At 46.1% G+C, this 14171-nt stretch carries 12 protein-coding genes; 10 read left to right on the top strand and 2 right to left on the bottom strand.

The features are described from left to right. The first annotated feature begins 60 nt into the window (after positions 1 to 60). Positions 61 to 540 carry a tRNA (uridine(34)/cytosine(34)/5-carboxymethylaminomethyluridine(34)-2'-O)-methyltransferase TrmL gene (gene trmL / locus R7F07_RS21710; RefSeq protein WP_025768811.1) on the top strand — a complete coding sequence of 160 codons (480 nt, stop codon included), beginning with the start codon at positions 61 to 63 and terminating at the stop codon, positions 538 to 540. 70 nt (positions 541 to 610) lie between these two features. Here the strand turns inward: trmL and R7F07_RS21705 are convergent, their stop codons facing one another. Further along, the gene (locus R7F07_RS21705) at positions 611 to 1129 is read right to left on the bottom strand and encodes an FxsA family protein (RefSeq protein WP_005386383.1); all 519 of its coding nucleotides are present in this window, start codon (positions 1127 to 1129) and stop codon (positions 611 to 613) included. Positions 1130 to 1560: 431 nt separating this feature from the next. On the opposite strand from R7F07_RS21705, the gene aspA reads away from it, so the two are divergent. The 4 genes from aspA (at position 1561) to R7F07_RS21685 (ending at position 7311) form a co-directional block, all read left to right on the top strand. After that, positions 1561 to 3012 carry an aspartate ammonia-lyase gene (gene aspA, locus R7F07_RS21700; protein WP_005382379.1) on the top strand — a complete coding sequence of 484 codons (1452 nt, stop codon included), beginning with the start codon at positions 1561 to 1563 and terminating at the stop codon, positions 3010 to 3012. A gap of 176 nt (positions 3013 to 3188) precedes the next feature. Beyond that, positions 3189 to 4496 carry an anaerobic C4-dicarboxylate transporter gene (locus R7F07_RS21695; protein ID WP_005382378.1) on the top strand — a complete coding sequence of 436 codons (1308 nt, stop codon included), beginning with the start codon at positions 3189 to 3191 and terminating at the stop codon, positions 4494 to 4496. Positions 4497 to 4657: 161 nt separating this feature from the next. Further along, positions 4658 to 6487: a protein-disulfide reductase DsbD gene (locus tag R7F07_RS21690; protein WP_171343371.1), complete on the top strand. Its 1830-nt coding sequence runs from the start codon at positions 4658 to 4660 to the stop codon at positions 6485 to 6487. A 194-nt stretch (positions 6488 to 6681) separates the two neighbouring features. Continuing rightward, on the top strand, positions 6682 to 7311 hold the full coding sequence (locus R7F07_RS21685; protein WP_005382375.1) for a response regulator: 630 nt from the start codon (positions 6682 to 6684) through the stop codon (positions 7309 to 7311). On the opposite strand, the gene R7F07_RS21680 is transcribed toward R7F07_RS21685, so the two are convergent. After that, on the bottom strand, positions 7308 to 9059 hold the full coding sequence (locus R7F07_RS21680; protein WP_005382374.1) for a potassium/proton antiporter: 1752 nt from the start codon (positions 9057 to 9059) through the stop codon (positions 7308 to 7310). The two genes, R7F07_RS21685 and R7F07_RS21680, sit on opposite strands and share 4 nt — an antisense overlap. A gap of 520 nt (positions 9060 to 9579) precedes the next feature. Between R7F07_RS21680 and R7F07_RS21675 the strand changes: the two genes are divergently transcribed. The 5 genes from R7F07_RS21675 (at position 9580) to R7F07_RS21655 (ending at position 14154) form a co-directional block, all read left to right on the top strand. After that, positions 9580 to 9843 carry a DUF4212 domain-containing protein gene (locus tag R7F07_RS21675; protein WP_005382373.1) on the top strand — a complete coding sequence of 88 codons (264 nt, stop codon included), beginning with the start codon at positions 9580 to 9582 and terminating at the stop codon, positions 9841 to 9843. Between the two features lie 12 nt (positions 9844 to 9855). Continuing rightward, positions 9856 to 11583, top strand: coding sequence for a sodium:solute symporter family protein (locus R7F07_RS21670; RefSeq protein WP_005382372.1), 1728 nt, complete (start codon positions 9856 to 9858; stop codon positions 11581 to 11583). A 108-nt stretch (positions 11584 to 11691) separates the two neighbouring features. Continuing rightward, entirely contained in the window at positions 11692 to 12174 is a 483-nt protein-coding gene (locus tag R7F07_RS21665) for a hypothetical protein (protein WP_005382371.1), read from the top strand. A 199-nt stretch (positions 12175 to 12373) separates the two neighbouring features. After that, entirely contained in the window at positions 12374 to 12751 is a 378-nt protein-coding gene (locus R7F07_RS21660; protein ID WP_005382370.1) for a hypothetical protein, read from the top strand. A gap of 17 nt (positions 12752 to 12768) precedes the next feature. Then, positions 12769 to 14154, top strand: a complete 1386-nt coding sequence (locus R7F07_RS21655) for a class II fumarate hydratase (RefSeq protein ID WP_171343370.1) — start codon at positions 12769 to 12771, stop codon at positions 14152 to 14154. Positions 14155 to 14171: the final 17 nt, after the last annotated feature.

Here is a 14171-nt window from a genome sequence, read left to right as displayed (position 1 = left end):
CATCTCTCGGTGACTTGGGTATATACTGCCCCTCTCTTTGACCAACTCTATTTCAATACCATGTTTGATATCGCTTTATACGAACCAGAAATCGCGCCGAACACCGGCAACATCATTCGACTATGCGCCAACTGCGGTGCAAACCTTCACTTAATTGAACCTCTGGGTTTCGATCTTGAAGAGAAAAAAGTCCGCCGCGCTGGTTTGGATTACCATGATTTAGCTCGCGTAACGCGTCATAAAAACTATCAAGCGTTCTTAGAATATTTAGAGAAAGAGAAGCAAGGTAACTACCGATTGTTTGCCTGCACCACCAAAACCACAGGTCACCACGTTGACGCACAATACCAAACGGGTGATGTTTTGATGTTTGGTCCAGAAACTCGTGGTTTGCCTGCTGAAATCATCGATAGCTTGCCAATGGAGCAGCGTATTCGTATTCCAATGATGCCAGATGCGCGCAGCCTAAACCTTTCGAATGCCGTTGCGATCATTGCTTTTGAAGCATGGCGTCAAATGGGCTTTGAAGGCGCATTGTAAGCAGCACGAATTCCAAATACAGAAAAGGGCGCTTGGTGCGCCCTTTTGTTTTCTTTACTGTCTAACTCAATCAGTTGAGCTTGTTGCGATCATCATCGTCTTTACGCTCGTATTCCCCTTCGAAGGTCTTGCCATTATCTGACTGGGAATCAAATGGGTCACGACGGAACGGGTCTTGCTCAAATGGCCCCTGGTTAGAGAAACCACCTTGGAAGCCACCGCCATGCATGGTTTTCACCACCATTTTGCTCATCAAGTATTTAGCTATCGCGGCGCGTGGCGCAGGAAGCAACACCAACATACCAAGGGCATCGGTCATAAAGCCCGGGGTTAACAGTAGCACGCCAGCCACCGCTAGCATTACGCCTTCAAAAATTTGCTGGGCTGGAATTTCACCTTGTTCAAGACGCCCCTGTACTGACATCAGTGTTTGTATACCTTGGCTACGAACCAACGACGCACCAACAAATGCAGTGATTAAGACTAGTGCAATGGTCGGCCATAAACCTAAAAAGCCGCCCACCTGAATAAATAAGCCGATTTCAATGATCGGAACAAAAATAAACGCTAATAATAAGATAGGAAACACACGCCCTCCTTTGTTTAATTCAGTGTAATGGTAAAAGCAGACTAAGCTCAAACGAATCGTTGTAAAAAAGCGTGTTCATACTGGTCTCCTTCTTTTTTAGACAAAGTAGCGGGAGCGCGTTTCATTCAATTGCATACCGATTTTTTCGTGCTTTTAAAGTGCTAATTTCGAACTCTAAAAACTCATGTTTGTCGAGGAAAATCGAGTACCCATAAAGGGTTATTAATAACCCGTTCATACTTTGCAAATTATTGACTCATGAAAAACGAAAAAGGTGATCTAGTTACTATTTTTATGCGCTAGGTGCAGTATCATGTGCCACATAAGTCAGGACGGATTTTCCAGCCAAAAATTCTGATGAATGGATTCTAGATTGCAGAAATGGCTAATAAATAACTTTATTATCAGAATTATCATCTAAGGATCCTGCTATGGCTACCCTATCTGATGCTCCAAAAACAGCAAACCCAGCCACTCGTATTGAAGAAGATCTATTAGGTCAACGTCATGTCCCTGCAGATGCGTACTACGGTATTCATACGCTACGTGCGATCGAGAACTTCAACATCTCTAATATGACCATCTCTGACGTACCAGAATTTGTACGCGGCATGGTAATGACCAAAAAAGCAGCAGCGTTAGCAAACAAAGAACTTGGCGCTATTCCAAAAGACGTTGCAAACTACATCATCGAAGCGTGTGATTTGATCCTAGAAACTGGCAAGTGTATGGATCAGTTCCCATCAGACGTATTCCAAGGCGGTGCAGGCACTTCAGTTAACATGAACACGAACGAAGTGATCGCAAACGTCGCGCTTGAGTTGATGGGTAAAGAGAAAGGCCAATACGAATTTGTTAACCCAAATGACCATGTAAACAAGAGCCAATCAACCAACTGTGCGTACCCAACAGGTTTCCGTATTGCAGTATACAACAGCGTACACAAGCTAATGGAAGCAATTGAGTACCTAAAAGGCGCATTCGAACTTAAAGCCGTTGAGTTTAAAGATGTACTGAAAATGGGCCGTACTCAGCTTCAAGACGCAGTACCAATGACAGTAGGTCAAGAGTTCCATGCGTGGGCGGTAACACTAAACGAAGAGATTCGTGCTCTAGATTACACATCTAAACTCCTCCTAGAAATCAACCTAGGCGCAACCGCAATCGGTACTGGTCTAAATACACCAACTGGCTACCAAGCGCTTGCAGTAAAACACCTAGCGGAAGTAACAGGCCTTGACGTTGTTGCAGCAGAAGACCTTATCGAAGCAACGTCTGACTGTGGTGCATACGTAATGACTCACGGCGCGCTAAAACGCCTAGCAGTGAAACTATCGAAGATCTGTAACGACCTTCGTCTACTTTCTTCTGGTCCTCGTGCGGGTCTAAATGAATTGAACCTACCTGAAATGCAAGCAGGCTCTTCAATCATGCCAGCTAAAGTAAACCCAGTTATCCCAGAAGTAGTAAACCAAGTTTGCTTCAAAGTTCTCGGTAACGACAACACGGTTTCTTTCGCAGCAGAAGGCGGTCAGCTACAGCTAAACGTTATGGAACCTGTGATCGCACAAAGTGTGTTTGAGTCTATCTCTCTACTACACAACGCGTGTGTGAACCTACGTGATAAATGTATCGACGGCATCACTGTGAACAAAGAAGTTTGCGAAAACTACGTTTACAACTCTATCGGTATCGTCACTTACCTAAACCCATACATCGGCCACCACGAAGGTGACATCGTAGGTAAAATTTGTGCAGAAACTGGTAAGAGTGTTCGTGAAGTCGTGCTAGAGCGCGGTCTGCTTACAGCAGAGGAGCTTGATGAAATCTTGTCAGTAGAAAACTTCATGCATCCTACTTACAAAGCAAAACGTTACGAGTAATAACGAATCCGAAGGGGGCCACTCAGGCCCCTTTTTTAGGCTCTCATACGGTTAACCACATTTTTTATATGCTTTTATTGCCGCTAAACCACTAGGTTCTCATTCTCTGAGCATTTACTCCTGTTCCTGAGTGTTCAAAAAATCAGAATCAAATAAAAAACTAAAGAGGTATCAATATGGTCATGGTCGAACTCTTCGTGGTTCTGCTCTTCATCTATTTGGGGGCAAGAATCGGTGGTATCGGCATTGGTTTTGCCGGTGGTGCTGGGGTCATTGCGTTGTCTTTGATCTTGGGCGTACCAACAAGCCAAGCTTACATTCCCGTTGACGTAATTTTGATCATCATGTCTGTAATCACCGCTATCGCAGCAATGCAGGTAGCGGGTGGTTTAGACTGGATGGTGCAAGTTGCTGAAAACTTTTTGCGCAAGCATCCTGAGCGCATCACCTTTTATGCGCCTATCGTAACTTACCTAATGACATTAATGGCGGGTACTGGCCACACGGCATTCTCTACTTTGCCAGTGATTGCAGAAGTAGCGAAAGGCCAAGGCGTACGCCCTTCTCGTCCACTGTCTATCGCGGTCGTAGCATCGCAAATCGCTATCACCGCATCACCAATCTCAGCGGCTGTTGTAGCGTTCGCGGCAATGCTGCACCCATTTGGCGTTGACTACCTAACACTACTAGCAATCTGTATCCCAACGACGTTCATCGCGTGCATGATCGGTGCGTTCGTGGCGAACTTCATGGGCTGTGAGCTAAAAGACGATGCTGAATACCAAGAGCGTCTAGAAAAAGGCTTAATCAAGCTAAATACAGAAGCAAAACGCGAAATCCTACCAACAGCGAAGAAAGCAACATTCATCTTCCTAGGCGCAATCGCATTTGTCGTGTGTTACGCAGCAGCAATTTCTGGCTCTGTTGGCCTTATCGAGAACCCTGCTCTAGGTCGTAACGAAGCTATCATGACGGTAATGCTAGCAGCTGCGGCAGCTATCGTAATGAGCTGTAAAATCGATGCTGGCAAAATCCCAGCAGCAGCAACATTCCGCTCTGGTATGACAGCATGTGTGTGTGTTCTTGGTGTGGCATGGCTAGGTTCTACGTTCGTTAACGCGCACGTTGACGGCATCAAAGAAGTTGCGGGTGCGCTACTAGCAGACTACCCATGGATGCTAGCACTCGTTCTATTCTTCGCTTCAATGCTGCTTTACTCACAAGGTGCAACCACTGTTGCGCTGATGCCAGCAGCACTAGCAATCGGTGTCGCACCACTTACCGCAGTTGCATCTTTCGCCGCAGTAAGTGCGCTATTCGTGCTGCCAACTTACCCAACGCTACTTGCCGCGGTTGAGATGGACGACACGGGTTCAACTCGTATCGGTAAGTACGTATTCAACCACCCATTCTTTGTACCTGGTGTGGTAACCATCGCTTCTGCGGTAGCACTTGGCTTCGCATTCGGTGGTCTACTGATCTAGTAGAAACAGAGTCTTACTCGGGGAGCTTCGGCTCCCTTTTTTATTGCCTGTTGTCTTGATTTATGCTCAATAAATCTTCATTTTCATGAAACTTATTGACTCGCCTCCGGGTCTGATTGAGTTACACTAACGGCAATTATCTAAGATGAATTGACTCTTTTATGCGCGCATTACTTTCCGTTTTACTCTTAGGGCTCATTACCTTTTCCACTCCGTCTTTAGCTTTATTTGGCAAAGACCAGTTTAACAGTAGCCAGAACAACAGTTTTGGTAGCAGCGACAGCTTTGTTCCGGTTGATCAGGCGTTTCCATTTAACTTCTACCAGCAAGATGACAAATTGATGCTCGATTGGCAGGTACGTGACGGGTACTACCTATATCAAGAGCGCTTGTCTGTAGCTGGTGAGAAAGTATCGCTAGGCGAACTGCAAATGGAAGACGGCACACCGCATAAAGATGAATTCTTTGGTGACGTGCATATCTATACTCAACCTCTCTTCGTTAATGTACCAATGCATGATTGGCAAGACGGTGCGCGCGTGGTGGTGCAATACCAAGGTTGTGCGAAAGCAGGCTTCTGTTACCCGCCAGAAACTCGCGTGATTCCTATCAGCGCGTTTACTTCGTCGAACTCAGATTCAACAGCGGCGACGACAATACCAAAAGCAGAACAAGCACCAACAGCAACGCCACCAGCGGCGCAATCATCTACGTCTGATGACACATCATCAGCGCCAGTAACACAGCAAGATAGCCTTGCAGCCAACCTTGCTGATAACTGGTGGACACCACTTCTGTTCTTGGCGCTTGGTGTGGGCTTGGCGTTTACACCTTGTGTGCTGCCGATGTACCCAATTCTGACCAGCATCGTGCTTGGCAGTGGCAAACTGAGTCAGCGCCGTGCGCTAGGCTTGTCGTTTGTCTATGTACAAGGCATGGCGCTGACTTACACCCTACTCGGCCTTGTGGTGGCATCTGCAGGTATGCAGTTCCAAGCAGCAATGCAACACCCTTATGTGCTGATTGGCTTGAGCGTACTGTTCATCGCACTCGCTTTGTCTATGTTTGGTCTGTACTCATTACAGCTACCAAGCAACGTTCAAACATGGTTGAATAACTTAAGTAATAAGCAACAGGGCGGCAGCAGTGCAGGCGTATTCGCCATGGGGGCGATTTCTGGACTGGTGTGCTCACCATGTACCACGGCACCTCTGTCTGGTGCGCTACTTTACGTGGCACAAAGCGGCGATTTGCTTACCGGTGGTATCGCGTTATACGCGCTGGCGATGGGCATGGGTATTCCGCTGATCCTTGTAGCGGTATTTGGCAACAAGTTGCTACCAAAAGCCGGCGGTTGGATGGACCGCGTGAAAACGCTGTTCGGCTTTATTCTGCTTGCCGCACCTATCTTCTTACTAGAACGCATCATGCCAGAAATGTGGTCAACGATTCTGTGGTCAGCACTGGGTATTGCTGCTTTTGGTTGGCTATACCACATCAAAAACAGTCTAGAGTTTGGTGGCTGGAAACAAAGTGCCGTGGGCATAATCGCCGTCTTAGGTTTGCTAGCCGCAGCACAACCTATCTTAAATTACTGGTTTGGCAACAGCACAACACAAACTCAGCAAGCCACTGTTAGCTTTACTCGCATTGCTAACGTGGCGGAGCTTGAAGAACAACTGGCACTTGCGAAAGCGGCAGGTAAACCCGTCATGCTCGATTTCTACGCCGATTGGTGTGTAGCATGTAAAGAGTTTGAAAAGTACACCTTCCATGACCCAAGCGTCGAAGCAAAACTGCAAGACTTCGTTCTTCTGCAAGCGGACGTGACCAAAAACCAAGTGCAAGACATCGAACTACTGAAGCACATGAATGTACTTGGTTTACCAACAATTGAGTTTTGGGATGCCAGTGGCGAACACGTTTCAAACGCTCGTTTGACGGGATTCATGCAAGCTGAGCCTTTCTTAGAGCATATCAAGCAGTTCTGATAACCAGATATTCAAACGCCAGTGATGTCCACTGGCGTTTTTTATTGCTCAGATTTGAATAAGAACATTGCGTTTATATGCAATTTTCCTAATAAAAGTCGATTTGGTTCAGACTTTTAGCGAATAAATATTGTCCACTCTCTCAAAGCTGGACAATAATAAATTTAACGAAATAGTCAAAAGTGTTTAACGTCATGGATTCGACCTACACCATCATTATTGCAGATGATCACCCACTCTTCCGGAACGCCTTGTTTCAATCTATCCACATGGCTATTAGTGGTGCAAATTTGCTGGAAGCGGACTCACTCGACGCACTTCTGGCTTTGTTGGAGCGAGAGGAAGAGCCAGATTTAGTGCTATTGGATCTCAAAATGCCAGGAGCAAATGGTATGTCTGGCTTGATTCATTTGCGAGCAGAGCATCCAGATTTACCTATCGTCGTCGTTTCAGCGAGTGAAGAGCCGGCGATCGTGACGCAGGTGAAAAGCCATGGTGCATTTGGTTTTATTCCCAAGTCCAGCGACATGCGCGAATTAGTGAACGCGCTCAATCAAGTGCTGAATGGCGACCCATACTTCCCTGAAGGGTTGATCACCAATAACGCGGCATGTAATGACTTAGCGGAAAAGATTGCTGCGCTAACACCGCAGCAATATAAAGTGTTGGGAATGTTGTCCGATGGCTTGCTGAACAAGCAAATCGCTTACGAATTGAATGTTTCAGAAGCCACCATAAAAGCGCACATGACAGCGATTTTCCGTAAGCTCGGTGTAAAGAACCGCACGCAAGCCGTGATTATGCTGACGGAAATGAGCGACTAGATTGACGTCTTATCGTCAGACTTACTTTTTTCGTTTGGCAATCGGATACCGACTTTAGTGACCTGCTGATCAACAACATCAGCGACGATCCAATGCAAACCTTGCCACTCGAAATGGTCTCCCAATACTGGCGTGCTACCTAATTGCTCTTCGACAAGGTTTCTCAAACTTTTATCCAGCGGTTCATCCCCCAGATTCAAACCATACATCACGGCAATATCGGCAAGCTTCACTTCAATATCGAGGAAGAAGTCACCGAAGAATCGCGCTAGCGACGCTTTCTCTGGGGCTTCACTAAACAGTAAGCTCAGTGCATCTAAATCCTTTTCTTGTGCTAATACACACAAGGTATCATCTTCCTCAAGACGCGTACTGCCGGATGGGTGCAATAGCTCTTTACTGCGAAATACAGCGGCGATACGCGTTCCTTCCGGCATCGAAAGACTACGTAATGGCTCACCAATGCACCATTTATCTGCTTTAAGTCTATAGATAAACAGCTCCCACTCACTGGTCGGGTAAATCTCTACACCCGTACGCGAAATTGGCTCAGGCTTAGAAGGTAGCTCGACCTTTGCAAGAGACATCGCCTTAGTCAACGTGCCCCCTTGTACTATCAAAGACACCATTACTACAAAGAATGCCAAATTGAAGTACAGTTGAGCATCTGGCAACCCTGCCATCATCGGAAATACCGCGAGGATGATAGGTACAGCACCACGCAATCCTACCCAAGAGACAAACCACTTTTCACGTGGCGTGAAACTCTTGAATGGCAGTAAACCAATCCAAACTGAGATTGGTCGGGCAAACAAAATCATCCCGAAAGCAAGCGCAAGACCTGGCAACGCAATAGAGAGTAAATTGGATGGTGTAACCAACAAACCAAGCACCAAGAACATACCAATTTGAGCTAGCCACGTCATACCATCTAAAACATGAAGAATAGAGTGGCGGCTGCGTGTTGGACGGTTACCTAATAAAAGACCAACAAGGTAAATCGACAAAATACCACTGCCACCCAAAGTGTTAGATAAAGCGAAAATAAGCAAGCCACCACTGACCGTTAAAATAGAATACAGCCCATCTGGTAATTGATTGCGATTGATAACTTTCCATAAGATCCAGCCACCAGCGAAGCCAAGTAACGCGCCAATACCAAACTGCTTAAGAAAACTGAACGCCAAAAAGCCCGCACTTAAATCTGCGCCAGGGTTCGCTAAAATAGCAATCAGAGTTACGGTCAGAAACACCGCCATTGGGTCATTGGTGCCGGATTCAATTTCCAGCGTTGAACCAACACGTTCGTTCAGGCTACGACCTTTGAGTAGAGAGAAGACCGCGGCAGCATCGGTGGAACCAACAATCGCACCAACCAATATGCCTTGCAATAAATCTAAGTCGAATAACCACGTTGCCATCAGCCCGGTCAAAATGGTGGTGATCGCAACGCCAAATGTCGCCAAAGAGACCGAGGGCCATAACGCAACCCTAAAGCTGGCGACCCGCGTTCTCATCCCACCATCAAGCAAAATGATGGCTAATGCGAGGTTACTAACCAAATAAGCGATGGAAAAGTTATCGAATAAAATGCCGCCTAAGCCATCTTCCCCCGCCAGCATTCCAACGGCTAAAAATACCAAAAGAATTGGGATTCCCAACTTAGAAGACACTGGGCTTAAAAGAACGCTAAGTGCGATTAACAACGCACCTATTAGAAAAAAACTGTTAATGGTGTCTGCGTCCATTCTCACCCTCCCTTAATGAAAAACGATAATAATTGTGATGAGCAAGGCTACTTCGTTAATGAGGTAATGCCCTAATCTGCCTCCCCTTTACACCGTCTCAAAATGCGAGGTTGTACGAGAATGACTCAGTTATATTACTTTATTGTGCGTTAAAACGGTGATTTGATGCGAAAACTTTATGTAAATAAATTACTTGTGAGCTTTCTTATCTACGCCTTATCTCTTTAAGAGCCACAAGATCACCACCAATATTTACACAGCATCTCCAAATTCAATGAAGAAAAGATTAATGGCCCGTCTTAATCATGCTTGTTTATCCAATCAACCTTTAGACCTTTGGCTAACTTAACAGTTTATTAACATAACATTTTACCCCTTTATTCGCTGCAAAAGCCCATAGCATGGAGATTCTTCATTTTTAACACCCCGACTAAAGTTGAAAAGAGTTATTGCCAACACCTTGCTAATGTACATATTGAAACATTTCATTAACAACAATACCAATCGTAAGGAGACGGCAATGGCATTTGAAAGCGAAGAAAGAGCCAAAGCCTATTGGGACAAAAACGTGAAGCTCATGATCGGCCTAATGGTCATCTGGTTCGTCGTGTCTTTCGGCTGCGGCATCTTATTTGTCGACGTACTAAATCAATTTCAACTAGGCGGCTACAAACTCGGTTTCTGGTTTGCTCAACAAGGCTCCATCTATGCCTTCCTAGGAATTATTTTCTATTACGCATGGAAGATGCGCCAAATTGACCGTGAATTCGGCGTGGACGAATAAGGAGTCACTCAGATGGATTTGAAAACTATTACCTACCTGGTCGTTGGCGCCACGTTCATCCTGTACATCGGGATTGCTATTTGGGCTCGCGCCGGATCAACCAAAGAGTTTTATGTTGCTGGTGGCGGTGTAAACCCGATTGCAAACGGTATGGCAACCGCAGCCGATTGGATGTCCGCAGCGTCGTTTATCTCAATGGCAGGCTTAATTGCCTTCATGGGCTATGGCGGCTCAGTATTTCTAATGGGTTGGACTGGTGGCTACGTTCTGCTTGCGCTGTTGCTAGCGCCTTACCTACGCAAATTTGGTAAGTTTACGGTGCCAGAGTTTGTTGGTGAACGCTTTTACTCCAACACAGCACGTATCGTAGCGGTTGTTTGTCTTATCATCGCATCAGTGACTTATGTTATCGGTCAGATGAAAGGCGTGGGCGTTGCGTTTGGTCGCTTCTTAGAAGTGGATTACTCCACTGGCCTATTAATTGGTATGTGTATCGTTTTCATGTACGCGGTTCTTGGCGGCATGAAAGGCATCACTTACACGCAGATTGCTCAATATTGCGTACTCATTCTTGCTTACACTATCCCTGCAATCTTTATCTCTCTGCAACTCACTGGTAACCCAATCCCACAAATTGGTCTAGGGAGTACCATGGCTGGTACCGATGTCTATCTACTCGATCGGCTTGACCAAGTGGTGACCGAACTCGGATTCAGTGAATACACGACCCAAGTACGTGGCGACACACTTAATATGTTTGTCTACACCATGTCACTGATGATTGGTACTGCCGGTCTACCACACGTAATTATCCGTTTCTTTACCGTGCCGAAGGTTCGCGACGCACGTACATCAGCAGGCTGGGCTCTGATCTTCATCGCAATCCTTTACACTACTGCACCAGCGGTATCAGCGATGGCTCGTCTCAACCTAATGAATACGGTAAATCCAGCTCCGGGTCAGCACCTAGCGTATGACGAGCGTCCTGCGTGGTTCAAAAACTGGGAAACAACTGGACTACTCGGTTTTGACGATAAAAATGGCGATGGCAATATCCAATACACTTCAGATGCGTCCACCAACGAACTGCGCGTTGATAACGACATCATGGTATTGGCTAACCCAGAGATCGCTAAACTACCAAACTGGGTGATTGCACTTGTGGCAGCAGGTGGTCTTGCAGCTGCACTATCTACCGCAGCAGGTTTACTACTCGCCATTTCTTCAGCTATTTCCCATGACTTAATCAAAGGGGTTATCAATCCGAACATATCCGAGAAAAAAGAGCTACTTGCTAGTCGAATATCAATGGCAGTAGCGATAGCAGCCGCAGGCTATCTCGGTTTAAATCCGCCTGGATTTGCCGCAGGTACGGTAGCACTCGCCTTTGGTCTTGCCGCTTCATCCATCTTCCCTGCATTGATGATGGGCATCTTCAGCAAGAGCATCAACAAAGAAGGCGCAATCGCCGGTATGATTGCGGGTATCAGTATTACGCTGTTCTACGTATTCCAACACAAAGGCATCCTTTTCGTTGCTGATTGGAAATATCTAGAAAGCTGGGGAACAAACTGGTTCCTGGGTATTGAGCCAAACGCGTTTGGTGCTATTGGCGCACTATTTAACTTCATCGTCGCATTCGCTGTCTCCAAAGTAACAGCAGAAACGCCACAAGAAGTAAAAGACCTAGTCGAACACGTTCGCGTGCCAGTAGGTGCTGGTAGTGCAGTGGATCACTAAAAACTAATCAAAACCACAAAAGCCCCGTTTGGAACCAGCCGTCCGGGGCTTTTTTATTCTCACTTTTCAGTTACCATATTCGCAGTATGTCGTTGCAAGGAAGCCAAGATGTTCAAAAACAAGCACTTTATTCTCGCTCTACTGATTGCGCCAGTTCTCTCTTTGATCGCTTACTTCGGTACCGATATGGCCCTCAGCGAGAAGCCCCACGCGGCGCAAGAAGGGGAAACTTACAAACTCGCGAGTAAGTCTAATTGTCGTTACACCAGTGGTCTGTGTGATATGGAAAATGGCGATTTTAAAGTGAAATTTCGCTCGGAAAAACTCACTAAAAATAACTTAGAATTATCACTCAACGCCGCTTACCCACTCGAAGGTGTTAAAGTTTCTATTGTGAGTGACAAAGAGAAAAACGCTCAACCGATTGATATGAAGCCCGCCGATCAAGCAGGCCAAAGCTGGTACATCACCTTACCAAAGCCTGCATCTGCAGAAAGCTGGTTAAGAGTCGTCATTCAATCAGGCGGTACACTGTATTATGGTGAAACACAAACCGCATTTGTGAAGTACGAAACCTTATTTACTGAATAACGGTGACAAGCTAATTCACCGGTATTCAAACGACAGTGACTTAGTTTCACTCAGCATAAATGAATTCCTACTCAGCCGACGCCTTTGCGTCGGCTTTTGTTTCAGTAAGTCTTTCTTCAACAACCTCTTACTCTAAAAAGGGTTGCCAACTCACAAGTTAATTGATAATAATTATCATTACATTTAATGAGAGGTGGTTATGGACAACAAACGGGACATCTTTAACGCATTTTTTAAAGCCCAAGATAGATTCCTTCTCGCCGCACCACATGGCTTTGAGCCAGACGTGATTCATGACTATATTCATTGGGGAATGGTGTTGTCTTCTTGTTATGAACACGATGCCGATGAAGAAAATCTATTGTTGTGTGAGCTGTTTTTACGTCAGGTTTATTTCCATTTACTAGACGCAATTCAAGACTCAACTCGCAGTCGTATCTTCCGTCGTGTCTGTCTCGATTCTATCCATACGCCATTATTTTGCCTCAAACGCTATTACTACCAGTTTGAACAAGGCGACGTGAAATTTCTCGCACTACAACAACAATTACGCCTGATTCAAATCTCACTCGATTAACCAAAAGGATCCCTACCATGAGCACCGAATTCCGCATAGAAACTGACAGTATGGGCGAAGTAACGGTCCCTGCAGATGCTCTCTACCAAGCCCAAACTCAACGCGCCGTCGATAACTTCTCATTCAGTCAACATAAAATGCCATCTGGTTTTATCAAAGCGTTAGCACACATCAAGCAGACTGCGGCACTCACCAACGCACAGCTAGGGCTGCTTGAGGGAGATATTGCCAACGCGATCGCTGACGCAGCTCAAGCAATTATCGAAGGCAATCATATTGAGCAATTCCCAATTGACGTGTTCCAAACGGGATCAGGCACTAGCTCAAATATGAATGCGAATGAAGTAATTGCAACACTGGCCTCCCAGCATCTAGGCGGCACTGTCAGCCCTAATGATCACGTCAACATGGGACAAAGCAGCAACGATGTGGTACCGACGGCCATTCAAGTTAGCGCAGCATTAGCCATTGAAAAACAGCTCTTCCCGGCCCTGTCACACCTAAGCCAAACACTAGAGTCTAAGCAACAAGCATTGAAAGATGTTGTAAAAACCGGTCGCACCCACTTAATGGATGCGATGCCAATTACCTTTGCTCAAGAACTTGGCAGTTGGCAGTTCCAAATCGAGCATGCAAAACAAGCGATTGAACAAGCTCTTCCTGCTGTAAAAGCCTTAGCCCAAGGTGGTACGGCAGTTGGAACGGGGATCAATGCCGATCCACGCTTTGCAGACTTATTCGCTAGCAACCTAACCCAGTCAACTCGTATTCAGTTCACGGCCAGTGATAACTTCTTTTTCAATTTAAGCAGTCAAGATGCGATCGTCGCTCTGTCGGGACAGCTCAAAACAGCAGCAGTTGCGATCATGAAGATCGCAAATGATCTTCGTTGGATGAATTCAGGCCCATTGGCTGGTTTAGGTGAGATTGAATTACAAGGCTTGCAACCGGGTTCTTCCATCATGCCTGGCAAAGTAAATCCTGTGATCCCAGAAGCCGCAGCTATGGCATCAGCGCAAGTCATTGGTAATGACACCACCATTACCGTCGCAGGCCAAGCGGGCAACTTCCAGCTTAACGTCATGCTGCCAGTTATTGCTCATAACGTATTGGAGAGCATCGAGTTACTCTCTAACAGCGCAACCGCTTTAGCTGACAAAGCCATTGCGACGTTTGAAGTTCGCCAAGATAACTTGGATGTAGCACTCGCCAAAAACCCTATTTTGGTCACGGCTCTCAACCCGGTCATTGGTTACCTAAAAGCGGCAGAAGTCGCGAAAAAAGCCTACAAACAGGGACGCGCGATTATTGATGTCGCGGAAGAAGAAACTGATTTGGATAGAGCCACACTAGAGCGATTGCTTAATCCAGCCAAACTGACTCAAGGCGGCGTCGCAGAATAAGCGGCAAACTCAGCCTA

The organism is Vibrio sp. YT-16 (assembly GCF_033337405.1).
Classification (GTDB): Bacteria; Pseudomonadota; Gammaproteobacteria; order Enterobacterales; family Vibrionaceae; genus Vibrio; species Vibrio alginolyticus.
The sequence above is the reverse complement of the archived record's forward strand: the minus strand, read 5'-3'. Positions and strand labels throughout refer to the sequence as shown.

What these genes read in the sequence shown, in the direction of transcription:
- R7F07_RS21680 (WP_005382374.1), bottom strand. Translation starts at nt 9,059, where the DNA reads ATGGACGCAGACACCATTAACAGTTTTTTTCTAATAGGTGCGTTGTTA.
- R7F07_RS21675 (WP_005382373.1), top strand. Translation starts at nt 9,580, where the DNA reads ATGGCATTTGAAAGCGAAGAAAGAGCCAAAGCCTATTGGGACAAAAAC.
- R7F07_RS21670 (WP_005382372.1), top strand. Translation starts at nt 9,856, where the DNA reads ATGGATTTGAAAACTATTACCTACCTGGTCGTTGGCGCCACGTTCATC.
- R7F07_RS21655 (WP_171343370.1), top strand. Translation starts at nt 12,769, where the DNA reads ATGAGCACCGAATTCCGCATAGAAACTGACAGTATGGGCGAAGTAACG.
- aspA (WP_005382379.1), top strand. Translation starts at nt 1,561, where the DNA reads ATGGCTACCCTATCTGATGCTCCAAAAACAGCAAACCCAGCCACTCGT.
- R7F07_RS21695 (WP_005382378.1), top strand. Translation starts at nt 3,189, where the DNA reads ATGGTCATGGTCGAACTCTTCGTGGTTCTGCTCTTCATCTATTTGGGG.
- R7F07_RS21690 (WP_171343371.1), top strand. Translation starts at nt 4,658, where the DNA reads ATGCGCGCATTACTTTCCGTTTTACTCTTAGGGCTCATTACCTTTTCC.
- R7F07_RS21660 (WP_005382370.1), top strand. Translation starts at nt 12,374, where the DNA reads ATGGACAACAAACGGGACATCTTTAACGCATTTTTTAAAGCCCAAGAT.
- R7F07_RS21685 (WP_005382375.1), top strand. Translation starts at nt 6,682, where the DNA reads ATGGATTCGACCTACACCATCATTATTGCAGATGATCACCCACTCTTC.
- trmL (WP_025768811.1), top strand. Translation starts at nt 61, where the DNA reads ATGTTTGATATCGCTTTATACGAACCAGAAATCGCGCCGAACACCGGC.
- R7F07_RS21665 (WP_005382371.1), top strand. Translation starts at nt 11,692, where the DNA reads ATGTTCAAAAACAAGCACTTTATTCTCGCTCTACTGATTGCGCCAGTT.